This is a genomic window from Lyngbya confervoides BDU141951 (assembly GCF_000817775.3).
GTDB classification, from domain to species: Bacteria; Cyanobacteriota; Cyanobacteriia; order Thermosynechococcales; family Thermosynechococcaceae; genus Lyngbya; species Lyngbya confervoides.
Map to the genome: position 1 here is coordinate 15,660 of NZ_JTHE03000042.1, position 26,563 is coordinate 42,222.

The 26,563-nt window shown below is 54.9% G+C and carries 19 protein-coding genes; 7 read left to right on the forward strand and 12 right to left on the reverse strand.

All coding sequences use genetic code 11. The features are described 5' to 3' along the window. The first annotated feature begins 71 nt into the window (after positions 1–71). Positions 72–2,657: a DNA gyrase subunit A gene (gene gyrA / locus QQ91_RS06735; RefSeq protein WP_166281337.1), complete on the forward strand. Its 2,586-nt coding sequence runs from the start codon at positions 72–74 to the stop codon at positions 2,655–2,657. A gap of 350 nt (positions 2,658–3,007) precedes the next feature. Beyond that, complete coding sequence (locus tag QQ91_RS06740) at positions 3,008–3,496, forward strand: hypothetical protein (RefSeq protein ID WP_166281339.1); 489 nt, start codon at positions 3,008–3,010, stop codon at positions 3,494–3,496. Here QQ91_RS06740 and QQ91_RS06745 read toward each other — a convergent pair. Both QQ91_RS06745 and QQ91_RS06750 read right to left on the reverse strand, forming a co-directional pair. Continuing rightward, complete coding sequence (locus tag QQ91_RS06745) at positions 3,472–4,821, reverse strand: TIGR03279 family radical SAM protein (protein WP_166281341.1); 1,350 nt, start codon at positions 4,819–4,821, stop codon at positions 3,472–3,474. The genes QQ91_RS06740 and QQ91_RS06745 overlap by 25 nt on opposite strands. An 86-nt stretch (positions 4,822–4,907) precedes the next feature. After that, the gene (locus tag QQ91_RS06750; protein WP_201277373.1) at positions 4,908–5,762 is read right to left on the reverse strand and encodes an undecaprenyl-diphosphate phosphatase; all 855 of its coding nucleotides are present in this window, start codon (positions 5,760–5,762) and stop codon (positions 4,908–4,910) included. Positions 5,763–6,222: 460 nt separating this feature from the next. On the opposite strand from QQ91_RS06750, the gene QQ91_RS06755 reads away from it, so the two are divergent. Next, complete coding sequence (locus QQ91_RS06755; protein WP_250833279.1) at positions 6,223–7,020, forward strand: DUF3120 domain-containing protein; 798 nt, start codon at positions 6,223–6,225, stop codon at positions 7,018–7,020. 22 nt (positions 7,021–7,042) lie between these two features. On the opposite strand, the gene QQ91_RS06760 is transcribed toward QQ91_RS06755, so the two are convergent. Further along, positions 7,043–8,002 carry a DUF4349 domain-containing protein gene (locus tag QQ91_RS06760; RefSeq protein WP_166281345.1) on the reverse strand — a complete coding sequence of 320 codons (960 nt, stop codon included), beginning with the start codon at positions 8,000–8,002 and terminating at the stop codon, positions 7,043–7,045. A gap of 1,504 nt (positions 8,003–9,506) precedes the next feature. Then, positions 9,507–10,061, reverse strand: coding sequence for a DUF4349 domain-containing protein (locus tag QQ91_RS21815; protein ID WP_166281347.1), 555 nt, complete (start codon positions 10,059–10,061; stop codon positions 9,507–9,509). A gap of 247 nt (positions 10,062–10,308) precedes the next feature. On the opposite strand from QQ91_RS21815, the gene QQ91_RS06770 reads away from it, so the two are divergent. After that, positions 10,309–13,116 carry a hypothetical protein gene (locus QQ91_RS06770; protein WP_166281349.1) on the forward strand — a complete coding sequence of 936 codons (2,808 nt, stop codon included), beginning with the start codon at positions 10,309–10,311 and terminating at the stop codon, positions 13,114–13,116. Here the strand turns inward: QQ91_RS06770 and QQ91_RS06775 are convergent. The 4 genes from QQ91_RS06775 to QQ91_RS06790 all read right to left on the reverse strand — a co-directional run bounded on the left by QQ91_RS06775 (position 13,082) and on the right by QQ91_RS06790 (position 17,156). Continuing rightward, entirely contained in the window at positions 13,082–14,290 is a 1,209-nt protein-coding gene (locus tag QQ91_RS06775; protein ID WP_166281351.1) for a pyridoxal phosphate-dependent aminotransferase, read from the reverse strand. The two genes, QQ91_RS06770 and QQ91_RS06775, sit on opposite strands and share 35 nt — an antisense overlap. A gap of 1 nt (position 14,291) precedes the next feature. Beyond that, the gene (locus QQ91_RS06780) at positions 14,292–15,227 is read right to left on the reverse strand and encodes a phosphoenolpyruvate carboxykinase (ATP) (protein WP_166281353.1); all 936 of its coding nucleotides are present in this window, start codon (positions 15,225–15,227) and stop codon (positions 14,292–14,294) included. A gap of 287 nt (positions 15,228–15,514) precedes the next feature. Continuing rightward, on the reverse strand, positions 15,515–15,661 hold the full coding sequence (locus QQ91_RS06785; protein WP_166281355.1) for a hypothetical protein: 147 nt from the start codon (positions 15,659–15,661) through the stop codon (positions 15,515–15,517). Between the two features lie 247 nt (positions 15,662–15,908). Continuing rightward, complete coding sequence (locus QQ91_RS06790) at positions 15,909–17,156, reverse strand: PDZ domain-containing protein (RefSeq protein ID WP_166281357.1); 1,248 nt, start codon at positions 17,154–17,156, stop codon at positions 15,909–15,911. Between the two features lie 202 nt (positions 17,157–17,358). Between QQ91_RS06790 and QQ91_RS06795 the strand changes: the two genes are divergently transcribed. After that, positions 17,359–17,886 carry a hypothetical protein gene (locus QQ91_RS06795; protein WP_166281359.1) on the forward strand — a complete coding sequence of 176 codons (528 nt, stop codon included), beginning with the start codon at positions 17,359–17,361 and terminating at the stop codon, positions 17,884–17,886. A 99-nt stretch (positions 17,887–17,985) separates the two neighbouring features. Next, complete coding sequence (locus QQ91_RS06800) at positions 17,986–18,873, forward strand: hypothetical protein (RefSeq protein WP_166281361.1); 888 nt, start codon at positions 17,986–17,988, stop codon at positions 18,871–18,873. Here the strand turns inward: QQ91_RS06800 and QQ91_RS06805 are convergent. Beyond that, on the reverse strand, positions 18,868–19,404 hold the full coding sequence (locus QQ91_RS06805; protein ID WP_166281363.1) for a hypothetical protein: 537 nt from the start codon (positions 19,402–19,404) through the stop codon (positions 18,868–18,870). The two genes, QQ91_RS06800 and QQ91_RS06805, sit on opposite strands and share 6 nt — an antisense overlap. 287 nt (positions 19,405–19,691) lie before the next feature. Here QQ91_RS06805 and dnaG point away from each other — a divergent pair, with 287 nt between their 5' ends. After that, entirely contained in the window at positions 19,692–21,767 is a 2,076-nt protein-coding gene (gene dnaG, locus QQ91_RS06810) for a DNA primase (RefSeq protein WP_166281365.1), read from the forward strand. Positions 21,768–21,802: 35 nt separating this feature from the next. Here the strand turns inward: dnaG and QQ91_RS06815 are convergent, their stop codons facing one another. From QQ91_RS06815 to QQ91_RS06825, 3 genes are all read right to left on the reverse strand, one after another. Next, positions 21,803–23,464, reverse strand: a complete 1,662-nt coding sequence (locus QQ91_RS06815) for an ATP-binding protein (protein ID WP_166281367.1) — start codon at positions 23,462–23,464, stop codon at positions 21,803–21,805. Between the two features lie 146 nt (positions 23,465–23,610). Beyond that, positions 23,611–24,078 carry a response regulator gene (locus QQ91_RS06820; RefSeq protein ID WP_166281369.1) on the reverse strand — a complete coding sequence of 156 codons (468 nt, stop codon included), beginning with the start codon at positions 24,076–24,078 and terminating at the stop codon, positions 23,611–23,613. 91 nt (positions 24,079–24,169) lie between these two features. Further along, positions 24,170–26,476: an ATP-binding protein gene (locus QQ91_RS06825; RefSeq protein ID WP_166281371.1), complete on the reverse strand. Its 2,307-nt coding sequence runs from the start codon at positions 26,474–26,476 to the stop codon at positions 24,170–24,172. Between the last annotated feature and the right edge of the window lie 87 nt (positions 26,477–26,563).

Here is a 26,563-nt window from a genome sequence, read left to right on the forward strand (position 1 = left end):
ATAGTTTTGCCCTCTGCTTCTGAAAATAGCATTTTTTGGGCTGTCTTTCGTTCTTTATTCGCTGAAGTTTTATGACCTTTTCTCCGGACCCAGCCCAAGAGCGGATCATTCCAACGGATTTAAGGGAAGAGATGTCTCGGTCCTACCTGGAATACGCCATGAGCGTCATTGTGGGCCGAGCCTTGCCAGATGCGCGCGACGGCTTAAAGCCGGTGCATCGACGCATCTTGTACGCCATGCATGAACTGGGGCTTACCCCAGATCGCCCCTTCCGCAAATGTGCGCGGGTGGTGGGGGAAGTTCTGGGTAAGTACCATCCCCACGGAGATACGGCAGTATACGATGCCCTAGTGCGCATGGCCCAGGACTTTTCCATGCGCGATCCGCTGATTAATGGTCATGGAAACTTCGGATCTATCGATAACGATCCGCCTGCAGCGATGCGATACACCGAGTCGCGACTGCACGCGCTGAGCTGTGATGCCCTCCTACAGGACATTGAGCAGGACACCGTTGACTTTGCCGATAATTTTGATGGTTCCCAGCAAGAGCCCCTGGTTCTTCCCGCCCGAATTCCGCAGCTGCTGGTGAATGGTTCGTCGGGGATTGCGGTGGGCATGGCCACCAACATTCCACCCCATAATCTTGGCGAAGTCATCGATGGTTTGACAGCCCTGATCCACAACCCTGAGATTACCGATGGGGAGTTGATGAAGTTCATTCCGGGACCGGACTTTCCCACAGGGGGCAAAATTCTGGGCACCTCAGGGATCCGCGAAGCCTACACCTCTGGCCGGGGCTCGATTACGATGCGCGGGGTGGCCAGCATTGAAACCCAGGAGCAGCGGGGACGCCCGGATCGGGAAACGATCATCATTACAGAGCTGCCCTACCAAACCAATAAGGCCGCCCTGATCGAGAAAATCGCGGAGCTGGTGAATGAGAAGCGACTGGAGGGCATTGCCGATATTCGGGATGAGAGCGATCGCGATGGAATGCGGATTGTCATTGAGCTCAAGCGAGATGCCTATCCCCAGGTGGTCCTCAATAATCTCTATAAGCAAACGCCACTGCAATCCAATTTTGGGGCGAACATGCTGGCCCTGGTGAGCAGTGATCCCCAGCTTTTGAACCTGAAGCTGTTTCTGAGCGTGTTTCTAGACTTTCGGGAAGACGCCATCATGCGTCGCACCCGCTTCAAGCTTCGGAAGGCCCAAGAGCGCGATCACCTCCTGCAAGGGCTGCTCATTGCCCTGGAAAATCTAGATGAGGTGATTCACTTGATCCGTCATGCCGCCGATGCCAGCGTGGCCAGGCAGGAGCTGATGAGCCGCTATGCGCTCTCGGAATCCCAATCTGACGCGATTCTTCAGATGCAGTTGCGTCGTCTAACCGCCTTAGAGGCCGAGAAAATTCAGCGTGAGCACGAGGACCTGCTGACGCAAATTGCGGATCTAGAAGATGTTCTGGCCCGTCGAGAACGGCGTCTGGCCATTATCGAGGATGAGATTGGCCAGATTAAGGCAAAGTTTGCAACGCCGCGTCGCACCGTTATTGAGCTGACCATGGGTGAGCTTGATGATATGGACCTCATTGCCAATGAACAGTCGGTGGTTCTGCTGACGGAACAGGGCTACATCAAGCGCATGCCCATCAGTACCTTTGAGGCCCAAAATCGAGCCACAAGGGGCCGCGCCGGTGCTCGCATTAAGGAAGACGATGCCGTGGAGCATTTCTTTGCCTGCTGCGATCACGATAGCATCCTCTTTTTTAGCGATCGCGGCGTTGTGTACAGCCTCAAGGCCTATCAGATTCCCATGGGATCTCGCGCCTCGCGGGGAGTGCCCCTGGTGCAGCTGCTGCCAATTCCACGGGAGGAAAAAATCACCTCGGTCTTAGCCGTTAGTGAGTTTACCGAGGATGAATATTTAGTCATGATGACCAGCAATGGCTATATCAAAAAAACGGCCTTGTCTGCCTTTAGCAACATTCGCACCAATGGCCTAATTGCCATTGCTCTAGAGGAAGACGATCAGCTTCGCTGGGTTAGACGCGCCAGGGAGGAAGACACCATCATCATTGGTACACACCAAGGAATGGCAATTCATTTTCGTGCAGATCATGAACAGCTGCGGCCCCTGGGAAGAGCCACCCGCGGGGTTAAGGCCATGAAGCTAAAGACCGGAGATCTTCTCATTGGAATGGATGTCATTGCCGGTGCGGTTACCGCCGGACTCGATGAAACGCTGGAGGAGGATGCCCCCGATCTCGAAGTGGAGGAAGAAATCATTGAAGAGACGGCTGGTCCCTGGGTGTTGGTGATTACCACCCAGGGCTATGGCAAGCGAGTGCCGGTTTCGCAGTTTCGGCTCCAGCGACGAGCTGGCAAGGGCGTTACCTCCACGAAGTTTAAAAAACTCAAGCAGAAAGACTACGTGGCCTCCCTGCGAATTGTTCATCCAGGGGACGAGCTGATGTTGATCACCAGCCGTGGCGTGGTGATTCGCCAAGCAGTCGATGCCATTTCCTCCCAATCTCGAAGTGCCACTGGCGTGCGGGTGCAGCGGCTTGACACCGAGGACTCTATCGCTGCGGTGACTCTGGTTCCGCCATCGGAGGACGATGGCGACGCAGAGTTTGCGGAGGCGTCCGATTAAATCTGGCATCCCTATCTCGCGATGGCTGACAGAAACTACTGACAAAAACTCTGGAAGGTCCTGGAGAAGGGCATGTCAGCGTTTTTGAGGCTGAACTTCTGGCTGCTAAACGGCCGGTGAGTATGGCGGCGGCGAGCGGTGAATCTAGTCTGACACAATTGCTTGGTTTGCCCTTGAACTGATATGCCAGTTCAGGAGGTTGGCTATTGTCAGAAACGGGCCAGGGTGATCCCGCTCACACTAAGAATGTGAACAGATTCACCCCGTCGTGCTGTACTCAGTCACTTGAGCTGACCCCAACACCCCGGAGAATAAATTTGCTGCTGCTTCAGCTTCCAGGAGTTGTATCCATGCCTCTTTCAGCTCATTGCTTCTCGACGCTCGCCACCTCCTTGGGCGCTGGCGGTTTATTGCTGGGAAGTGCGATCCTTGCCCCCTTGTCCTCTCTGGCTGCGCCCCAGCCCGACTCTCCACCCACGGTTCAGGTGTACGCTGAATCGCCTCAGCCTAATCAACCTAGCCAGGGCTATTTGATTTTTACAGAGCAAGGCGAGTCTTTAGTGGGCGCCTTTTATTATCCGCAGTCCGAGTACAGCTGCTTTACGGGTAAACGAGTTGGAAATACTTTAAAGATTTTGGCCTTACCCCACTTGAATGACCCCCTCACGAGCTTCAGTGTATCCCTGGACAGCCTGGAGAAACGTTCGACGCTGGGGAGCGCGGCAGCGGCCACCCTAGCGGCCTGTCGTCCCGATGTCCTAGCCTTTTTGAAACAGTCTCAGACGGCAATGGAGACGCAGCCGAAGGCGTTGCCTCAGCGTGCCACCGCAGGAAACTGAATGCAGGCCTCGATGAGTGCCTGCGCCCCTCCCTGCACAACTTGAATCGACGTGTTCAGGGTTGCGGCCACCTGATCGAGGGTCTGGTCGTCTAAAAACTGTTCTGTTCCATGCTTGAGCATCAGGGAGGGCAGCAGGAGGGCATCGCCCAAGGGCTGGTCTTGGAGATGATGGATCAGGTCAAATCCTGTCAGTAGACCCGTCACGGTCATCGACTGTCCCCAATAGAGACTATTCAGGGCTGCTAGGTGAACCGTCAAGCCTTGAACGGCATTGAGCTGACTGACAATAGGGGCAAAGGCCTTCTCCACCGTATTGCCAACGACCCAGGTCAGATGGCGGGGGGGTGACACCTGATCGGGCAGACTGTGCGCCGCCCGCTGAAACTGCTCTAGAAACAGGCGAATGGAACCGACGCCATTGTCAATCTGGGGATACCCTTCATAGAAGGAGGCGGGAGGCAAGGGTTGCCCCGCAAGTAAAAACCACTCATCGGCTAGCCAGGCAAAGTGAGAATTAAACCGGTCTTGAAACTGGTGTTGGAGCTGCTCTACCTGTTGAATCACCTCCCGAGCCTTGACGGGCGTGACGGCTACCAGATCATCCTCGGCAGGCCGAAAGCGGGTCAGCCCAACTGGAACGACCGCCACGGAAGAAACCGTGGGCAGATCCCCTTGATGAAATTGAGCCAGATCCAGCAGGGTGCGCTCTAGGTGCACGCCATCGTTAATACCGGGACACAAAACCACCTGGGCATGAATTTGGAGTCGCCGTTCCCGGAACCAGGTTAGCTGCTGCAGAATTTCTCCAGCTCGCTCATTTTTAAGCAGACGACGGCGTACCTCCGGCTCTGTCGCGTGAACGGATACGTAGAGAGGCGAGAGCCGCAGCTGCTCGATACGTCGCCATTCCCGTGCTGTTAAGTTGGTCAGGGTTAAGTAGCTTCCGTAAAGAAAGCTCAGACGATAGTCATCGTCCTTAAGATAGAGTGTTTCTCGTTTGCCGGGGGGCTGCTGATCTATAAAGCAAAAGGGGCAGCGATTGTTGCATTGAATGAGCTGATCGAAGAGGGCTGACTCAAACTCAAGCCCAAGGTCTTGATCAAAGTCCTTTTCAATTTCGACCCTGTGCTGATGACCGTTGCAATCAATGACTTCCAGCTCTAGCCACTCATCGGCGCATAGAAACTTGTAGTCAATCAGGTCTCGGGGCTGCTGCTGATTAATGGACACCAGGCGATCGCCCGCTTCAAACCCGACCTCCTCAGCAATAGATTGGGGCAACACACGGGTGATTTTGGCAGGCTGAATGGTCGATAGGCCCATGGGAGCGACTAACGGATAGGGGGCGTTCACCTCTCTATCTTAAAGGGTTTAAGGCAACGCCATGGGTGGGTTAGGTCATGGATGGGTTACGTCATGGAGATGACCCCAGCCCCAATCGCACTGATCAGCGCCAGCCCAAAGCCAAGCCGGTACCACACAAAAATCCAGGCGCTTTGCCGCCGCAAATATTGCAAGAGCCACGCAATAGAAAGATAGGAAAAGATAAAGGTCGAGGTGATGCCAATGAGTAAGGCCGGCAGCGCATTGAGGTGGTGCACAATCTCTAGGGACTGGTAGAGGGTCGCGAGCGTCAGCGTCGGTAGCCCCAGCAAAAATGAAAATCGTGCGGCAGTATCTCGCTTCAGTCCGAGAAACAGTGCAGTGGTAATCGTCGATCCCGATCGTGAGGCCCCTGGAATGAGGGCCAGCATCTGTCCCAGACCCACTCCAAGGCCATCTTGCAAGGTGAGCTGATTAAAATCTCGTTTATGCTGCCCAAAGGTTTCGGCCAGGCCCAGCAGCAGCGCCATGACGATGGACATAACGCTGATCACCATGGCCCCCTCTAAGATTGTTTGGGTAGCCTCGGGCAAAAATATTTTGTAAATCATCCCTCCCGCTAGGGCCGGAACCGTGCCAATTACGATGCCCAGGAAAATTTTCCACTCCTCGCGATGCCAATTTTTTGCCTGGTAGGCTTGCCAACTTCCAATCAGAATGGCTTGAATATCGCGACGAAAGTAGAGAACAACGGCAATGACGCTTCCAAACTGGATGGCATCGACAAAGTATTTCTCCCCGAGCATCTGCCAGTGAAACACTTTGGTCCAGATTAAAAGATGGGCCGTGCTGCTAATGGGTAAAAACTCTGTGATCCCTTGAACCAGGCCCAAAACGAGAGCCTGCAGCAAACTCACTATCAGTCCAGGGGATTCAGACATGTCCATCGAGGCTTCACTTCTTCTAAATACAATGCGCCCCTTAAAATACCTTGAATTGGTTGCAAGCACGAGTATTTTGCCCTCAGGGAAGGGGCCAAACTGGGACAAGCGCTGGGACAAGGGTGTAAGGCTCTCAGCCAGGACCATTCTAATCAGAACCGCGTCAGATTAAGCAATGTAAAGAAAATGTGATAATCCGTGATGCCCAGAGATAGATCTCCACATGGCCCTCGCCGGAGGCCTAAATTCTTATAATGGGACTCAATTACCGTCCGTGATTTTATAAATGCGGATTATCCACTGACTCTAGTGACTTTTTGCGTCGCCCGCGACTCTAGGTAACTCCTAGTAGAGGTACTGATTTCTGAGGGGTGATCCAGGGTGAGATCCCAAAATCCCCCCGGAGGGCTTTTGGAGAGACGTGTTAATATGAGAGCCGTTAGGAAACTTAATATAAATCTTGATTAATACTCTTCCGTCGCGATCGGGGCAGACCTTAGAAGCGCAAAATTTGATGACAGACTCCTCAATCATTCAAGGATTTCCCCCTCAATGCCTTGAGCCTCCCGTCACACCGCTGGCCTGGCAACGGGATCGCTGGAAGGGATGGCATCTGTTTGGGGCGGCGAGTTTCCTGGTTTCTGTGCCTGTGTTTGTGGAAGCTCCGCTTGTGCGTAGCTATCCCTGGATTAGTCTGGCGATCGCGCCCTTCTGGGCCATTCTAAGTTGGGGGTTAGAGCACCGTAATCCAACCAACCGCTGGGGGGACTTACTTTGGGGATTCACCCTAACCTGGCTAGCAGGGTCTCTCTACTGGGGATGGCTGCGGTGGGAGCCTTTGCTACATCTGCCGGTAGAGGCCATTGGTCTACCCCTGGTGGTTTGGATGCTGCGTCGGGGGCAGTGGCGAGTGGGAGGCTTTTTCTATCTGGGGTCGCTCCTGGGCACGGCGATTACCGATATTTACTTTTATTTGGTGGATCTCATTCCCTACTGGCGCAGCGTCATGCTGGTTGATCCCGATCTGGGACGTTCCATTTTGCAGTTTGCACTCGCTAGCATGCAAACGCCCTGGGCCCTAGGTTGGGCAGGAGTGCTAATTGCGATCTTGCTCACTGGGGGACTGTTGCCCTTGGTGCTGATTAAATCTGTACGGCAAGGATCCCCCCAGAGCATTCACTGGTGGGCCTTTTCTGGCGCAATTCTCTGTACTTTGGTGGTAGATGGGCTGTTTTGGATCGCGGCGGGTCAAATTTAAGTCCTGGTTTCTGCACGAGAGGTTAGGGCTGCGGCTCACTGAGATCTCGCGAGGACTGCGCTGATTGGGGGCGGGGACGGTTCCGCAAGCGACGAAGACCCCAGCCGAAAAGACCGAGCGCCACAATGTAGGGGCTAAAGGTCAGCAACCAAATGCTGAGTTTGAGTAGTCCCACAGTGACCGAGCCGAGGGCATGGGTGGCCTGATTCCAGGTGTCTTTGACCTGTACGCCCAGTCTGGCCTCCGGCGGCAGGCTGGTGGCCGTTGCCTCCAGGCTTAAACGAATGGTTGAAAACGCAACCTGAGTGTTGAGGCTTTTCAGCCGCGCCTCAAGGGTTTCAATGGCTTCGCGAATGCGGCTCAGTTCCTGGGATACCGAAAGCACCTCCGAGATTTCTCCGGACCGCTCCAGGATTTCCAGCACGGTTTCCTCCTCCTTTCTGAGATTTCTCAGCCTGGCCTGGGCATCAACAAGCTGATTGGAGACATCCTCGGCTTGAATAGATTGCTCTTGAACGGTGCCCAGGGTTTCGAGCTGGCTCAAAACGGACTCCAGGCGATCCTGGGGAACCCTGAGGACCAGAGAGGCAGTGGCGCGATCGCCCGCTCGTTGGGGACGCTGATCCTGGAGATTGATCAGATCCCCCTGCTCGGTTTGCAGCAGGGAGCGCACAGTGTCGATGGCGGTTGAGACCGACTCCACGCGCAGCGTTAAGTTTGCAGTTTTAATCAGCTTTGGGGCCGTTCTAGGGGGATTGCTGCCTCTAGACAGGCTATTGCCTTGGGCCTCTGCAGACTGATTGGGATCTGGGGCCGTGGATTCTTGGGCGAGATCTTGATTGCGCTCAGCGGAGACCTCTCCGCTGTCGGGTGCGGCGGATTCCATCTGCACGGCACCGGAGCAGCCGGAAAGAGCAAGAGCGCTCAGCGCTAGGCTGCTTAAAACGATGGGAAGCGTCTGAGACGGCGAGACATTTCGCATGGGACATGATCTGGGTGGGTCAGAGGTAGGCCCATTATGACAGGGAAAGGTTTTGTCACAGTCTCAGTTACCGAAACTGAAACCCTCCGTGATCTCACGGATCCCGGAATGTGAGGGGATCGACGGGGCGTAATTCCACGCAATTTTAATCCGTCTGTCGGAGATCTGTGGCTGACGGATCACTCTAGGGGGAAGGGCGACCGCCAATGCATCAAATACCGAAGGGAGTAGGGAGCATTCTTGTTCTATGACTCAATCCATACCTCGTGGTGAACTTAGTCAGGATCTGGAGAGTTTGCAGCAAATCTTGGCTCAGCTCCAATCGGCCAAGGATGAAACCGCTCTTCTGCAAGCTTTGAGTGGCTATTTACAAGCTCACTTTGGATACCCCCTCGTCTGGCTGGCCCGCTTCGATCCTGAAACCCAAGCTTTAACCGGAGACTACCAGCAATTTTCCAGTCGACAGCCGGTTCGGGAGACGCTGACGGTTTTAGCTGGGGATTTGTTTGATCAAACTCTGCTCACACGCCGACCGGCCATCGTTCCTAGCCTGCAGGATGAAACTCGCGTGGGACGATGGCAAAAGCTAGCGAAACGGACTGGGACTCAAGGGGCGATTCTCCAGCCCATTCATCACTGCAAAGAGCCCGTGGGGATGCTGCTGGTGGGGTCGACCCACTGGGGCATTAACCCGCGAAAACCGGAGAGAACTCATGTTTCTATTCTGGCCGGGACGCTGGGAATGGTGTTGCATAGCATACCGATCAATCCGATGGTCCCCCAACCGCGACAGGGTCAGGCATCCCTATCCGCTGAACTCCCACCACTGTTGACGATCCTGACTCAGCTGACTGCCTTTGACCTGCAGATGGCTCAGGTGCTGAGCTATCTGCAGCGGCAGCATCCTGAGTTCAGCTGTGGATATTACTACCTGGATGAAGCATCCCAGGACTGGGTGAGTCCCACTTTTCTAGATCCCAAAGATCGGCGGAGCAATCGCGGTAAGGCTCGGGAACATCGTCTGTCGGCTCGGCAAAATTCCAGCTTTTTCCGATATCTGGCCAGCCAGAGCCTCCTGGCGATCAGTGATGTCCAGGCCAGCGTAGATTTACGCGCTCCGGCTCCCCTAACCCAGCACTTGGAGGCACGATCACTGCTGCTCCAGCCTATCTTGGTTCAGCAAGCATTACAGGGATTTTTATTTCTCAGCCATCCCCAACCCAGAAACTGGACGGAGCTAGAGAAAGCCTCACTGGGGATTGCGGCCAACCTATTGCAACTGATCTGGCCTCCCCCAAGTGAGGAAGAGATTTCTGCCCTGCCAGGGACCCAAGAGGATCGCGGTCTTTTGTCCCTGCCCTCTCCCCAGAGCGACCCAGCCGCATGGGAAAGTGGAATCAAACGCTACTTCATGGAGATTGAACGGCTGTTCAAAGCTCGGTGGGTTTTGCTCTTGCGCTGTGATGAGGAGACCCAGAGCTTTGAGATTCTGCTGGCCCAATCCTCAAGTCGTCGGAGCATCCCAGAGTTTGTTGGCCTGGGCATCAACAAGCTGATTGGAGACATCCTCGGCTTGAATAGATTGCTCTTGAACGGTGCCCAGGGTTTCGAGCTGGCTCAAAACGGACTCCAGGCGATCCTGGGGAACCCTGAGGACCAGAGAGGCAGTGGCGCGATCGCCCGCTCGTTGGGGACGCTGATCCTGGAGATTGATCAGATCCCCCTGCTCGGTTTGCAGCAGGGAGCGCACAGTGTCGATGGCGGTTGAGACCGACTCCACGCGCAGCGTTAAGTTTGCAGTTTTAATCAGCTTTGGGGCCGTTCTAGGGGGATTGCTGCCTCTAGACAGGCTATTGCCTTGGGCCTCTGCAGACTGATTGGGATCTGGGGCCGTGGATTCTTGGGCGAGATCTTGATTGCGCTCAGCGGAGACCTCTCCGCTGTCGGGTGCGGCGGATTCCATCTGCACGGCACCGGAGCAGCCGGAAAGAGCAAGAGCGCTCAGCGCTAGGCTGCTTAAAACGATGGGAAGCGTCTGAGACGGCGAGACATTTCGCATGGGACATGATCTGGGTGGGTCAGAGGTAGGCCCATTATGACAGGGAAAGGTTTTGTCACAGTCTCAGTTACCGAAACTGAAACCCTCCGTGATCTCACGGATCCCGGAATGTGAGGGGATCGACGGGGCGTAATTCCACGCAATTTTAATCCGTCTGTCGGAGATCTGTGGCTGACGGATCACTCTAGGGGGAAGGGCGACCGCCAATGCATCAAATACCGAAGGGAGTAGGGAGCATTCTTGTTCTATGACTCAATCCATACCTCGTGGTGAACTTAGTCAGGATCTGGAGAGTTTGCAGCAAATCTTGGCTCAGCTCCAATCGGCCAAGGATGAAACCGCTCTTCTGCAAGCTTTGAGTGGCTATTTACAAGCTCACTTTGGATACCCCCTCGTCTGGCTGGCCCGCTTCGATCCTGAAACCCAAGCTTTAACCGGAGACTACCAGCAATTTTCCAGTCGACAGCCGGTTCGGGAGACGCTGACGGTTTTAGCTGGGGATTTGTTTGATCAAACTCTGCTCACACGCCGACCGGCCATCGTTCCTAGCCTGCAGGATGAAACTCGCGTGGGACGATGGCAAAAGCTAGCGAAACGGACTGGGACTCAAGGGGCGATTCTCCAGCCCATTCATCACTGCAAAGAGCCCGTGGGGATGCTGCTGGTGGGGTCGACCCACTGGGGCATTAACCCGCGAAAACCGGAGAGAACTCATGTTTCTATTCTGGCCGGGACGCTGGGAATGGTGTTGCATAGCATACCGATCAATCCGATGGTCCCCCAACCGCGACAGGGTCAGGCATCCCTATCCGCTGAACTCCCACCACTGTTGACGATCCTGACTCAGCTGACTGCCTTTGACCTGCAGATGGCTCAGGTGCTGAGCTATCTGCAGCGGCAGCATCCTGAGTTCAGCTGTGGATATTACTACCTGGATGAAGCATCCCAGGACTGGGTGAGTCCCACTTTTCTAGATCCCAAAGATCGGCGGAGCAATCGCGGTAAGGCTCGGGAACATCGTCTGTCGGCTCGGCAAAATTCCAGCTTTTTCCGATATCTGGCCAGCCAGAGCCTCCTGGCGATCAGTGATGTCCAGGCCAGCGTAGATTTACGCGCTCCGGCTCCCCTAACCCAGCACTTGGAGGCACGATCACTGCTGCTCCAGCCTATCTTGGTTCAGCAAGCATTACAGGGATTTTTATTTCTCAGCCATCCCCAACCCAGAAACTGGACGGAGCTAGAGAAAGCCTCACTGGGGATTGCGGCCAACCTATTGCAACTGATCTGGCCTCCCCCAAGTGAGGAAGAGATTTCTGCCCTGCCAGGGACCCAAGAGGATCGCGGTCTTTTGTCCCTGCCCTCTCCCCAGAGCGACCCAGCCGCATGGGAAAGTGGAATCAAACGCTACTTCATGGAGATTGAACGGCTGTTCAAAGCTCGGTGGGTTTTGCTCTTGCGCTGTGATGAGGAGACCCAGAGCTTTGAGATTCTGCTGGCCCAATCCTCAAGTCGTCGGAGCATCCCAGAGTTTGTAAGCACGCTGCCCCCCTTGAGCCAGGTGGACTTTAAGCTGCTCTCTCGGAGTGAGCAGGCAGTGGCCATTGATGATCTGATTGAAGATCTACGCTTGGTTTCCTGGAAAGAAGCGCTCCAGTCCTTGGATCTGCAAAGCGCCCTCATTGCCCGCGCGGCCCCGGTGCGATCGCTGCAATCCATCATCCTGGTCGGTCGGGACGTTCCTCGCCCCTGGACCCCAGAGGAAATCAAAGCGCTCCAGGAGATTGCCCAGGCGTTCCAATCCCATCAGGAGAAGCACCAAGTTCATGTGGATCTGCTGCGCAACCAAAGGCTGCAGGCGCTCTTTCGGGAAGGTCTGCGCAATCTTCAATCTGCTCGATCCAGCCACGATCTTGCCACCCAATCCGTCCAATCCTTGCGAGATTTGCTGAAGGTGCCCCTGGTGGGCATTCTGCTGTGGTCCCCCCACCGCAGCTATGCCAAGGTGCAGGCGGTTCAGGTGAGTCAGCCTGAATTTCAGCTCGATCCAGGGACGAAGGTCGATCTGAGCGATCCCCTCCTGCAGGCAGTCATCGCCCAGGGGAAATCCCAGGCTGTCGATGGGCAGGCCCTCTCCTTTGTCTATCGGGACCTGACGACTCAAACCCAGGCATGGCTGACGGCGCCCTTGGATTGCCCGTTACAGCTATGGCCTATCCAGCCCCAGCCGAAGCAAACTGTCCTGGGGGCGATTCTGGTGGCGCTCCCTTCCCCTCAAGAGTGGCAGGGGATTGAACATGATAATCTCCAGGATTTTGCCCAGCAGATCGCCTGGGTGCTCTGGAGTACCCAGCTCAACGATCGCTGGCGCCAGATTAACAGTCAACTGGAGACCTTTATCTGGTATCAGCAAAAGGTGCTGAATCTGCACTGTCAGAGCCTCCAGGCCCATCTCCATCCCCTTGGTCCTGGGCAATCGCTGGCTAGCCCTCAGGCAGCGGAGCGAGACATGCAAGCGATTCAGACCTTGTGTGCCCAAGACAGTTGGGCGCTAACGCTACAGTCAGAGACAATTTCCCTCGTTCGCCTGCTGCGTGAGGTGTTGGATGGACTGGAAGATGCATTTCAAGCTCGCCAGATCTGGTCGCAAGTGCACCATCTGACCCAGTCGAATGTAACCCTCAACAGCTCAAAGCCACATTTACAAATGGTGCTCGATGAGGTGCTCAGAGAAGCCTGTGAGCGTTCCAAGCCGGGTGGGCGCATTGACCTTTGGAGTCGATCTGAGCATCCTGAGTGGTTAGAGTTATCCATTACGGACAATGGTCAGTGGGACTCTCGTCTCCTGCTGGACCTGAAGCTGGGGCATCATCGCAATCGCCTGGTCTCCTCTCCAGCCGACAGTGGCGCTGGGCGTCGCCTCCATGCTTGCCAAACCATTATTCAATGGCTGGGGGGCAAGCTGGAGTTCCATCGCCTAGAGGACGGCCGCAGCCTGAGTCGGTTTACGCTTCCCCTCCAGATCAATCCCTTGGATACGAAGGGGGGGATGCGCTGAGCGATCGCAGTCCGGTGACCAGCCGATCAATGCCCTGACTGACGGTGTCAGGGGCCAGGGCTCCGTAGGCAATGCGAAGCGTGCAGCCTGAAGTCTGCCCAAAGGCAAACCCAGGAATAACGGCCACGCCGTACTGACGAATCAGGGTCTTCACCAGCGCCATGACCTGATGGGGTTGCTGCCCTGGCCAGACCGTCTCTGGAATGCGGGCCAGCACGTAAAAGGCGCCGTCTGGCTGGCCTAGCTGGCAGCCATCGCCTAGGGTTGCCAGCTGGGCCAGCACGGTCTGACGAACCCGACGCAGGGCCGGCAGATGGGATTGAGGGTAGGATCGTCCCACCTGCAGGGCAGCCAAGGCGGCACACTGGGCCAGAACGGTAGGACAGATCAAGAGGGTGTCCTGAATTTTTTGCATGGCGGATTGCAAGGCCGCGGGAATGGCCATGTAGCCAATTCGCCAACCGGCAAATCCGTAGGACTTGGACAGGCTGAAGAGAGAAATGGTGTGGCGGTAAGACTCATCAAAGCAGCCCGGTGAGCAGTGGGGGCGATCGCCGTAGATAAAATATTCGTAGGCTTCATCACTAATGTGATAGAGGCCTCGCTCCTGGCAAAGCTGATTAATGGCCTGGAGGGTCTGGGGTGCATAGACCATTCCCGTGGGATTATTGGGAGAAATAGTGACAATGGCTCGGGTTTTAGGAGTCAGCGCGGCAACAATGGCCGCCAGGGAGGGCTGATAGTTCTCGTCGGTGGCCACCAGCCGCGGATGACAGCCCGCCATCCGCACCGCCATTTCATGGTTAAAGTAGTAGGGCGTCAGGAGCAGGATGTCGTCGCCAGGTTCTGTGATCGCCAGGATGGCATTCATAAATCCCATATTGGATCCGGCAGTAACCACCACCTGATGAATCCCCTGGAGTGGAAGCTGGTTCTCACGCTGGAGTTTCCTCCACAGAAGTCGACGCAGGGGAATCAGCCCCTGAACCTCTTGATAGCGATGGATCGCAGGGTCTGAGATCGCCCTTTCAATGGCGGGATAAATCTCTGGAGGCGGGGGATAGAACACCACCCCCTGTCCCAGGGAAATCGCCTCGGGGGTTTCCTGCACCAGCTTGCCAATGACCGGGATGATGGGGGACTGCACTGCCGCCATGCGGGACTTCCTGGACATCTTAGGATTCCTCCCGGCAACGATGAGGGGATGTTGTCCCTCTGGCCCAATCCTGCTGAAGTTGCAGGAGCAAATGTGGCCAAGCCTGCCAGTCCCAGGGCCGTGATAGCAGGGTGAGAGGGACCCTCTGGATTAATTGGCTACAGGCTTGCAAGGGTGCTTGGCGATTGGCGGAAAAAAGCATCATCGCCTCCGCATGGGGCAACAGAGCCATGATCGATTCAGCCCCTCCCAACTGCTGCAAGGTAATGTCATCTTGCGATCGCTGTAATAAATAAATGCGCGTTAGGGGCAGCGGATCCGCACAGAATGAGGATGTAAATTGAAAGCCACGCTTGGGGAGTGGGGATAGATCCTGCAGCCTGGGCCAATCTAACTGAAAGGCCTGGGCCGATGCCTGAGTGAGTCGCATTTGCGGAAAGGCGGGTAGGAGGGTGGGAGGGCCGCCGTGGGTTTCAATGGCGGCTAAATCATCCGTCAAGATCGAGTATCCCGCCTGGTGGAGAGCGAGGGCCACAGAGGACTTCCCGGCCCCCGATTGCCCCACAAATAGGACGGCCTGATTGCCGACCTTCACGGCACTGCCGTGGAGCACTAAAACGCCACGCTGATACAGCAGGGCAGACATCCCCATACCAGCGACGGTCATGCCGAGAAGGCGAGGAGACACCTCTGGTTCAGGAAAAATATCGATGAGGTGACCTGATTGAATCCGTAAACACCCAACGTTCTGGATGTGGATCCAAAGGGTGTGGGAGGGCGATCGCTGAATAACGATGGGTTGACTTGCCAGACCTTTCGGGAGTGCCAAGGCCGATTGTCCCGTGGGGTTTACCCTCAGCTGCACTTGGGCAGGACCGGTTCCCTGCAAAAAGGCTGGAATTTCAACTTCTGACTGAATGGTCAGACCATAGGCTCGATAGGTATAACGTTGCACCAGGGATACCGTTACACAAAGGCAGGGGATAGGTCATCAAGGAAAACGCTGACAAAAAAATGCCCTCATCCCTAAGAGATCAGGACATCGATCGAACAAATTTAGAAAACGAATCACGATGTACGCCACAGGCATACCCTACGCAAGTATTCTTCAGTGGACTAACGCCCTAAAACACCCCCCGTCGTGAAGATGGCGCTTATCCTGAGCTGAAGAGTTGGCCCAACTCTCCTGCATTAAAGATTTTCGCAAAGATTACCTCTAGCGCAGGCGAAGTCTCTTACTCCTTACAGGCGCAGACTGGAAAACAAACCTAGACTGTCGCTGGGAATGACATATTCACCCAGCTGAATCACGTCGTCAATCTGCATTTGGGTTACGGACTCGATGCTGCCAAAGGATATTAACTTAGGCTTTTTCCACACTTTTTTCATAATTATGTACTTATCCTGGAGGGTGTTGAACATTCTGAAGAGGATTCATGAATCCTGGCCATTCATTTTAGTCGGATGTAACGGAAAATGTCTAGTTTTTTCAGTCATCTACGCTGAAATCGCCCCCAACCCAAGGGCCGTTAGGTTTTCCCCTTATGTGAATTTTTCTCTCTAGTGGAATGCGGCGGTGAATGCGGCGGTCCAGTCTAAAGGCATAGATTCGTCGCCCCAATCCTGCCCTTGGGTGTTAGCGAAGGAGATCCTCCAAAATGAGCGATTTTGTCAGAATAGCCCCCCGACGCTCTACTTGCAGTTGCCGCACAGTTCCAGGGGATGAGATGAACCGCTGCCTCACCTGATGAAGGGATAGGGTGGAGACGGAAGTTTGGTCGATCGTGAGCAGGCGATCGCCAGGCGCAAATCCCTGGCGATGGGCCGGGGTGTGGGGATAGACGGTAGCCACACGGTACTCGTTGAGCTGTGATCCCTCGGCTAGAATCTGCAGACCGCTCATGTCAGCGAAAAACGGGGCCTGAACCTGAGCGTTCGGTTCTAAGATGACCACCCGGTCATGGTAGTTGAAAATTACTTTGAAGCGGGACAAAATCTGATTGCCAATCCGCCCAGCCAGAGGAACACCCGATCGCGGTGATTTGGATTGCCCCGCCTTCAGCAAGGCTGGGTGGGAGACGGCAGTGATGGGGTTGGGTACGGTGATGGGGCCCAACTCAAGAGCCTGAACCCGGCCCACCCGCGATCGCTCCTGCCCACCAAGACCAATCATCCAGCGTTCGGGATCTCCCTGAAACCGCTGGGCCTCGGCGAGGGATAAACCAGACTGAAGATCCAGCGCTTGAGTACTGCCTAAGTCCAGCAAAAACTCGCCTGGAGTCTGATCCTGGTCATTCCACCTCACGGTCGCCTCCAGATAGGGACGCTGCTGCTTGATCTTTAGGGGCAGAACTTGACCGGATCCTGAATAGCGAAATGTGCTGGGAGACTGAAGCTGGAGGGTTTGACGCTGGAAATCGACTTCCACCACGTAGGATTGAAAAAGAACAGATCCCAAAATTCCTTGGAAAGGTCGGCCGGTCTGCTGGCTCAACGATTGGGATACAGAGTCCGGGATCGCCAGGACTTGGCTCGGCTGCAGTGGAACCCCGGTCAGGTCGAACAGCAGAGGATTCAGGCGTTTGGCCTGAACCGGTGCAGCCCCGATGCCGTGAATAATGATGGGCCCAGCGGACGTTGCTCCGACTTGCCGGGTCACCTCCTGGGTTAAGAGGCTCGGCTGCGCCCCAGAATCTAAAATGAGGGGACGAGGCGGGCCACCGTTAATGGCGGTGGGAACGTAGACCAGGTTTCCATGGATCTGGGCTGAAACCTTGAGCTTAAAGGGCGATGGGCCTGAAGTGGATTGTGATTGGCAGCCTAGCAAGCTGCCGACCAACGCCACTCCAATGATCCACCGCCCGAGGGTCCGAGTGTCTGCCATGGGTTGAATCTAAAAACCGTTGAACTTCAAGGTCACTTGTTGTATTTTCCAAAGTTTAGGGCCCGGTTTTGAAAATACCCCTTACCTTGTCAACAGAGGCGATTTAGTTCGGGGCTTAATCCATGTCATCGCTTAATGATTCTAGGCCTATGGATCAAAGTTCCGATCCCCCCGTTTACCTTGATATCCCCAGGAGGAGGAGATGAAGCAGGTTAATTTTCAGCGGCTGATGGCGGCCATGCTGCTCTGTGTCATGTTGTTGATCACAGGTTGCCAGCAGGCTCCTCCTTCTCCCTATGCCGATGTGCAGGCGGAGAGCACTCAGCGCAATGCCCCGAAGGCCATCGTCAAAGAGGCGACCCAGGGGAGTCAATTTAATCAGTTTTTCCCCAAGCCTGGCGAGGGCTACGAGCGGGTCTATACCCAGGAAAAGAAAGGCTTTGCCGAAGCCAAGCTCAAGCAGTCTGGCAAGACATTAGCCATGCTCTCGATTTCCGACACCGTGAGCTTGCCGACCGCTGCGGCTAAATATGCCCAGAGTAATCAGACCATTGCTGGATATCCAGCCGTCACCCTGGGCAATACCCAAACTTCAGTGCTTGTGGGCGATCGCTACCAGGTGAAGATTTTATCGCGCGACCCTAGCTTTACCGCCGCAGATCGTCAAGCCTGGATTCAAAAATTTGATCTATCAGGTCTAGGGCAATTGCAGGCGAGTGCCCAACAGTAGCATCAACAATCGCATCAATAGATTGGGTGAGCTTGTTAGAACCCTTGCGCCAATTACACCCTAGACAATTACACCCTAGACAATTACATCCTAGAAACCATGAGTAAACCCATCTACAAGCGGGTGGATGATCTGCCCACCAGCGGCATTAACATCCTTGCCCTCCGTTCGCTAGATTTTGTGGTGCCAGGGGAATGGCAAAATTTGGTGGGCTTTGATAACACCATCAAAGCCGTGACAGGAGAGACGGACCCGGCCCTCATCAAGCAAATTGGTGAGCGGGCTGTTTACCTTTACAATGACAAATCCCAAGGCTACCAGCGTGCAATGTGGCTTTACGACAGTGTGGATAGCGCCTCCGGAGCCCTCGGGACAGCAGCCTTAGCCAATAAGGTGGGTCAGAAGGTTCCCCTATTGGGATTTATGAATAAGCTCACCCCCAAGCCCGAGAAGGCTCAGTCCATCGATCTGACCGTGAAGCTTGTGGTGGAACTCGTGGCCTTTTGCCAGATCAACGGGATCCCAGGAGACAGCATTGGCGACTTCGTAGCCGCCTTAGGCGACTACAGCGGAGAATCCTTGATGCGCATGGCGGCCCTGGTCTGCTTCGATGGCCTGGTGCCCCTGGGGCCTGACTTTATTCAGAAAGGAATTGATGCCCTTGAGCGCCTTTCTCCTTCTGAACTCAAGCAGAATAAAACCTTCCAAGGCGTGAGTGAGCTGATTCCAGGGGGCAATCCGGCGGGTCAACAGGGATTCATCCTCCAGAGTTTTGGCTCGGTCAAAGACTGGATGAGCCACTTTGTGACCTCTCGAGGCGTGACGCGAGAAGCGGTGATTGATCATCTCACCCGATTTGTTGAGGTTACGGAAGATAAGGCTGACTACTTGGGCGCGTTTCTGGATATCGCAGCCAAGTATTACGGTCATACTGGCACCCAAACCTTAGCCCGTCGCCTAATTGAGCGGGCGGTCGCGGAACTATAGATCCGATCGGCTCTTCTGCCGAATCATGCGTCGGAGAGTTTTCGGGGGATAGAGGGTGGCCATGGCGGGGTAGGGAATCCATTCTCCATCGGGGGTAATGACGATCCAGTGACCGTTATCTTCCTTGCTGCCCACCACAATCCCGGCTTGATAGGCGAGGGAAAACCAGCGGGGAAAGGATTGATCCAGCCTGGTTTTGAGAACTAGCTGCTGGTTGACGACCTTGTAGCTGCGACCCACATAGCCGGTGCGATCGTACAGAAGTTGGTGGATATATTGATCCAGCTCCGCCTCGTCAGGGATGGTGGGCCGGTAAAAGTCCTTAATCTCTTCCTCAATGCCCAGCTCATTGAGTCGCTGGTGCAAGAGATCTTTATGGTCCGAGAAATAGGCGTCACGAGCGACTTCGTCGGTGAGAAATTTGAGAATAATGGTGGTGGGAACCCCCTGGATCGTGCCGTTGTGGATAAACCAGTGTCCTCCGCCCCATCCCAACAGCAGCAGCAGCGCCAAGATGACCCCGTGCCCCATGGACCCTCGAGAACCGCGCCTTGTCCGCTGGCTGGAGGAAGGTCTGGAGACCCTGGAAGGGGTGTTGGTGGAGCGTTGATCCCAAGCCATAACTATCGAGGGGTAAGACAACTCAAGGAAGGGGCTCTGACCGGAGCCGTTAAGCTGCTACAACCCAGGCAGGCCCCGTTCAAAAACCTCTGCTATGCTAGATTACCCAAGCTGAATTGGCGTGATCGCAATCACCGTTGCATGCTGGTTGACGCCCCCAGGCTCTATCGCTATTCCCGATCAATCCTCCCCGCCACATGAGTGTTCCTCGCCTTCATCCTGACACCATTGAGGCCGTTCGTCAGGCGGCTGATATTGTCGATGTGGTTTCTGAGCACGTTGTTTTAAAAAAGCAGGGGCGAGGGTTTAGCGGCTGCTGCCCATTCCACGACGACAAGTCTCCTAGCTTTTCGGTCAGTCCTGAAAAACAGTTTTACCACTGCTTTGGCTGCGGGGCTGGGGGGAACGTGTTTAAGTTTCTCATGGAGATCCAGCAACGCCCCTTTGCTGAGGTTGTCCTGGATCTAGCCCAGCGTTACCAGGTACCAGTCCAAACCCTGGAGCAGGAGGAGCGGCAATCGTTACAGCGTCAGCTCACGCTCCGGGAACAGTTGTACGACGTGTTGGCCTTAGCCACCCGCTTCTATCAGCAGGCCCTGACTCAACCTCAGGGAAAAGGGGCTCTGGCCTACGCGCAGCATGAGCGTGGACTCAGTCAACAGACCCTCCTTCACTTTCAGATCGGCTATGCGCCGGACGGCTGGCAGACCCTGTATGAGGCCCTGGTTCAGCAAAAGCGCATCCCAGCGACCCTGGTGGAACAGGCCGGCTTAATTGTGCCGCGTCGTCAGGGGGAAGGATATTACGATCGATTTCGCGATCGCCTGATGATCCCCATCCATGACACCCAAGGGCGGGTGGTGGGCTTTGGGAGCCGCACCTTGACAGGGGAAGAGCCAAAATATTTAAACTCGCCAGAAACCGAGCTGTTTAATAAGCGCAAGCTTTTGTTTGGTCTGGACAAGGCTCGTAAAAGTATTGTTCAAGAAGACCGCGCCATTGTGGTAGAAGGCTACTTCGATGTGATTGCGCTCCATGCGGCTGGCATTGAAAATGCCGTGGGCTCGATGGGGACCGCGTTGACCCGCGATCAGGTGCGGCTGCTGCTGCGCTATAGCGAGTCAAAGCAGGTTGTCCTCAATTTTGATGCGGATGCCGCTGGCAGTAAGGCGGCGGAGCGGGCAATTGCAGAGGTTGAGGATCTGGCCTACCGGGGAGATGTGCAGCTGCGAATTTTAAATTTGCCCAATGGGAAGGATGCCGATGAATATTTGCAAGCGTACAGCGCCGATGACTATTTTGCTCTCCTAGAGGAGGCTCCCCTCTGGGTAGACTGGCAAATTGAGGCCGCTATTCGACGCCAGGATTTAAGCCAGGCTGATCAGTTTCAGCAAGCCTCGCAGGACATTGCCGCAATTTTGGGAAAGCTGCCCAATGCGGCCTTACGCACCCATTATGTTCATCAATGCGCCCAACTCTTGAGTCAGGGCGATCCGCGTATGACTCTGCAGCTAGAGGAAGCGCTCTTAACCCAGGTGCGGGGTCAGCGCTGGCATGGGCGATCGCAAAAGTGGCAGCGTCCGGCGGACTATACCCTGCGCGAGGCGGCAGAAGAGCAGCTATTGCGCATTTACCTGCACTGTCCAGAGGTGCGCTTTGAGGTACGAGACGCCCTGCGGCAGAGAGATGTGGAGTTCTGTCTTTCCCACCATCGCTTTCTATGGCGAGAGATTTTGGCGATTGAGCAGGAGTTTTCCCAAATCCCTGTCGATCTGGGAGATCAAATCCACCCCGAACTGGCCATTCTTCCAGAGGCGTTTGACCTGGTGGCAGTCCTGTGGGATCTGGGCACCAAATTTCCCACCGAAGTTCAGCAGATTCAGCATCTGCTGTATTTGGATGAGCGTGCCCAGTTGGATATTCTGCGGCCTAAACTGGCAATTCAAGCCGCCAGCGCGAGCTTAGAGCGCATTATCTGTGAAAAGCGTTGTCGCCACCTTTTAAATATGTGGGATGCAGCGGTGCGAACAGCCAAACAATCCTGGCCAGAAACGCCGCTGTTTACCGCCTACCTGCAAAATATTCTGACGGAAGAGACTGAGCATATCTCAGCCTTATTGGTGGAAGAGCATGGCTGCTTGCAGGAGCTGGAAGAACTCAAGCGACTTTACTACCAGGAAAAGCAGTATCTGCAGCAGCTTGACCAGCAGCGGCGCTTTAGTATGCGAGATCTGACCACCCTCATGGACGATGACAGGCTGTTTCTCAATTAGGCGCGAGGGAACAGTCCTGTCCATTTTAGGGGGGCTCAAGCCGCCAGCCCAGGCCGATGCTGCTTGGGCAGCCAAACCGTGACCGCCGTGTAATGTCCTAGTTCGCTGTCCAGGGCGATGGTGCCCTGGTGAAGGGCGGTACAGGCCTTGGCAATGGATAGTCCCAGCCCTGTGCCTGGAATGGAGTCCACATTGCTGCCCCGAGAAAAGGATTGGAAAACTTGGGCCAAATCTACGGGGGGAATGCCAATGCCCTGATCTCGCACCTGAATCGTGACGCCTATTTCGTCCCCGCCCATCCGAATCTGTACGGGAGACGGCTGGTTGGAATATTTGAGCGCGTTAGAAATAATATTGCCGAAAATTTGCTTCAGCAACCCAATATCGCCCCAAAAGTGGCTACAGTCTCCCTGAATCTCCAGATCAAAACCATGGGATACCTCCGCCAGCATGGAATATTCTTCGATGAGGCTGCGCAGGAAGTGTTCAAGGTCGATGGGGAAGGGCTTAAATTGAATTTGCCCCAACTCAACCTGGTTCACCACTAACATGTCATCGACCAGCTGACGCAGATGGCGAGCTTGCTGCATAATCAGGTGGAGAAGCCGCTGCTGCTTGGAAACTTCAAGGCGGGGTCCGTGCCTTTCCAGGGTGGCGGCGGAGGCCAAAATTGAGGTAATGGGTGTGCGGTACTCGTGGGAGACGGTGGCCACAATATGGGACTTGAATTGGTTGAGTTCCTGCTCCTTGAGCAGTGCACATTGGGTTTGGGTCAGCAGCTCGGACTGCTGAATGGCGATCGCCAGATGAACGCAGAGTTCTTCTAAAACCTTCTTTTCAGGGTCAGACCAGGATCGCTGGCTTTGGCACTGATGCACCATTAAGGTGCCCCAAACCTGAGACTGCCCAGCCTTCTCCACCTGAATGGGCAGTCCCAAAAGAGACTGCACCTGCAAAACTGCGAGCAGGTCTTGTTCTTCAGGGTCTAGGGGAGCAGTGGATACATCCTGAATTTCTAGCAGGCCTTGGGCAGGACGCTGCTGGAGGTGTTGGGCCAGAGCGGTGGGCCAGAGCGGTTGGGGCGAAACGATCTCTAGGGCGGCCGGGAATCCCGGCGCAACCGATTCGGCCAGCACCTGAAGGGCTGTATCGGTGAGCAAGCGGTAAACGACCACGCGATCGCTCTTGAGCAGCTGCCGAATTTCTGAAACACTCGTAGCCAGAATCTGGTCTAAATCTAAGGAGTCGCGAATGCGCAGGGCCGAGGTCGCAATGAGCCGTTGGCGCTCCTGGGACTGATACAGTTGCAGACGCAGCTGCACTTGTTCAAAGGCAATCTGGATGGCATGGTGCAAAGATTCTGGGGTGAGGGACTGTTTCACCAGATAGTCCTGCGCGCCCTGGCGCAGGGCCTTGACTGCAACTGCTTCGTTGCCGTAGGCCGTCAACATAATTACCGCACAGGCCGGACCATGAAGGGATTGCCATTGGGATAAAAACTCTAGACCATTGGCATCGGGCAGATCATAGTCTAGCAGTACCAGATCAAACTGTTGCTGGTGGCAGACCTTGAACCCTTCCTCCGCGGATTCAGCCGTAACGACTTGATAGCGATAGTCCCGGCAATAGGTTGACGCTCGGAGGTATCGACAGTAGACTTCTCGATCCTCTTCACAATCGTCAACAATTAGAACCATCCTAGGAACTCGCATAGTCTCTAGTGTACGGCACCCATGAATCTTTACGATGTAACCCAGGTGAACCAGCACAGCGATTCACCATCAGGGCTGAGGGAGGATTATCCAACCTGCTTCAAACCTGCTTCGGGGGGAGGACCACAAGATTAGACGGACTTGAACCTTAGCCCCTCCTGGGGAATGACGTTGCTTCGAAGCCAGTAATCCACAAATGCCTGGATGGTTTCCACGAGTTTGGGATAGCTCACAGGCTTGATGAGGTAGCCGTTGGCTCCCTTGAGGTAGCAAAATTCAACGTCCTGGGGATTATTAGAGGTGGTGAAAATGACCACGGGGATGTCTGTAGAGGATTCATGCTGCTTGATCTGCTCCAGGACTTCTCGCCCATCAGTTCCGGGCAAATTGAGATCCAATAGAATGACGGCCGGTCGCTGGGGGAGGGATAAACTGCTGGAGTCCCCTTCTCCAAAGATAAAATCCAGGGCCTCATCCCCGTCTAAACAGCGATAAATTGGATTTTGTACCGACATCTGCTGCATCAACCGCTCCAGCACTACAAAATCTTCGTCGCTATCCTCAACAATCAATAACGGATTATTAAAGACCTGGGTCATTCCTTCTTTATGGCAAGCCGAGACGATTACAAAAATTTACAAAACAGCCTAGCGAATAAACCGAGATTTTCAGAGCTTCTTAATATTTTTCTTAGGTTAAGGTAAACCAAAAGGTGGATCCCTGGCCCACCTGGGATTCGACCCACACCATGCCGCCATGGCGCTCCACGATCTTTTTAACAATGGTGAGCCCTGCGCCTGTCCCCCCACCAAAGCGATGGCGAGAATGCAGGCGCTTGAAAAGTCTAAAAATCGTTTGTCGATGGTGGGGACGAATGCCAATTCCATTATCCCGAACATAGAGCAACATTTTTCCACGAATGCTGGATTTGGGGATGCTGCCGAGGGCGTAGGGGGCCATTTCCCCAGGCAGGACATATCCAACCTCAACGACTTTAAGGTCCGCTTCGTTGTATTTAAGGGCATTGCTGATGAGATTGGAAAACAATTCGTTCAACAGTAGCTTGTCCGCGCGCACTCTAGGCAGCGATCGCGGAATTTGAAGGTCAAAGGTCAGGTTGGGGCGGCTCATCCTCATCAATTCTGAAACGGATTGCACCACGAGGTTGAGGTCAACCTCCCGGATATTTAAATCCGTTTGGCGCATCTGGGAAAACTTCAGCAACGCATCAATAAGCTGGTCCATCCGCCGCGTCAGGCGAAGTAGGGCTTTCATGCGGTCGATGCCAGCTTCATCCAGGACCTCTGCATAATCTTCCAGCAAGAAGGTGGTGTAGTTGTAAATGCCCCGTAGCGGCTCCTTGAGATCGTGGGAGGCGGCGTAGGTAAAGGAAGAGAGTTCCTCGTTGCTCCGGGCTAACTCTTGGTTAATCTGGGCTAATTCATCGGCTTTTCGCAGGGCAATCCCTGAAATTGCGGCTCGGAGCCCCAGCGCGTTTTCCACTTCTGAGGGTTGCCAGGGAACGGCGGTGTGCTGAATGAGTTCTTGCCAACGGGCAAAGGATTGGCGCGGCCCCATCTGTCCAGGGGGGGGGATTTGACCTGCCTTGGCCGGATTTTCGGCCCAGTGAACCGTTTGTACCACTTCGGGACGAAACCAAAGCATTGAGAACTTTTGGGTTTCGGAAATCTTGAGCAAAAGCACCCCTGAAGCTTTATCGGCATAGGCTTGGGCGGGGGGAAAACAGTGCGGGAGTTCATGGGTGTGAAAAATAAACTCTTGCACTTGCGGATCGGCCCACTGCAGCAGGGCAAACACCTCCTCCGCCTCCGGGGTTTCTCCGACGAGGGTAATACCATTGCCCAGACAAATTGCAGCGCCTTGGGCGCGAACCAGCTCTAGAATTTTCAAGTCCGGCTGCATGAGGACTTCGCTAAATCGTTCAGATTCTGAGAGCGATTGAATCAGCCGGGTTTGCAGGTGCTTCAGGTGAGTTTGGTATGTGACGGTTTCAGCGCTAATGAGAGTGGATAGGGTAGCAGACAGATGCTGGCCCAGTAATGAGACCTGATGACGCTGAGCCATGGAAACTTGACCGGGCTGGGGATGATGACAGGTCATCAGTCCCCAGAGCTGCCGATTGACCCGGATGGGAACCACCAGCAAAGCCCGCACCCCCATATTCTGGTGATAGGCTCGGCAACAGTCATCCACACTCCGTAAGCTAGCGCCACTGAGGTCCAGAGGAGTCTCCAGCAAATGCGAATGATGGGGGATGAGGGGAACCGATGGAGCCATCAGATCGGGAATGTAGCGCAGCATGCCTTGGAGATAGAGCCGCCGCGCAACCTCAGGCACATCGGTTGCTGGAAAATGCAGCCCTTGATACGCGATCGCGCCTTGGGTAGGTTTGACCTCTGCCACCACTTCACCAGCGCCCTGACTGTCAAACCGGTAGGCCATGACCCGCTCAAAGTCGGTGAGGGTTTGGAGAGATTGCACCGCCACAAGCAACAGTTCATCAACGCTGCAGGCCTGGTGGATCTGGTGAAACAGGGCCTGGAGTTGGGCGGTGAGCCTCAGGGTGGATTGGGGCAGGGCGGGCTCTAGCTCCAGGATGACTCCTTGGGAAGCAGGATGGGCGCTGAGATCCACTGTTTGGGATCGATCCCAACTCGATCGATCTAGCCCAGCGCAGGGGTCAGACCACTGCAGCGTCGTGCAGTCACAGTAGTTCGCGCCTCCAGGGGCTTGAAATCTTTGACGAATCTGACCCAGGGTTGCCGGGGAAAACAGCCGTCCCAGGGGCTGCCCCAACAGATGCGCCGGGGAGATGCCTAAAAAATGAGGGAGATTCTCGCTAACCCACTCAATCCTTCCCTCCAGGGTCGGAACCCACATCAGCATGCCGTGGGGCTGAATGGTGCCGGGACAGCGCAGCCCGGCATCATCCACATAATTCGAGACGAAACTCGGGCGATCGCCAGCTCGGGACATGGGTGTTAGACTCGGAGCAATGACTCTAACTGTAGGGGGTCAGGTTTCCGTCTGTTAATGGATTTTTGATAAACCGATACATTTCGA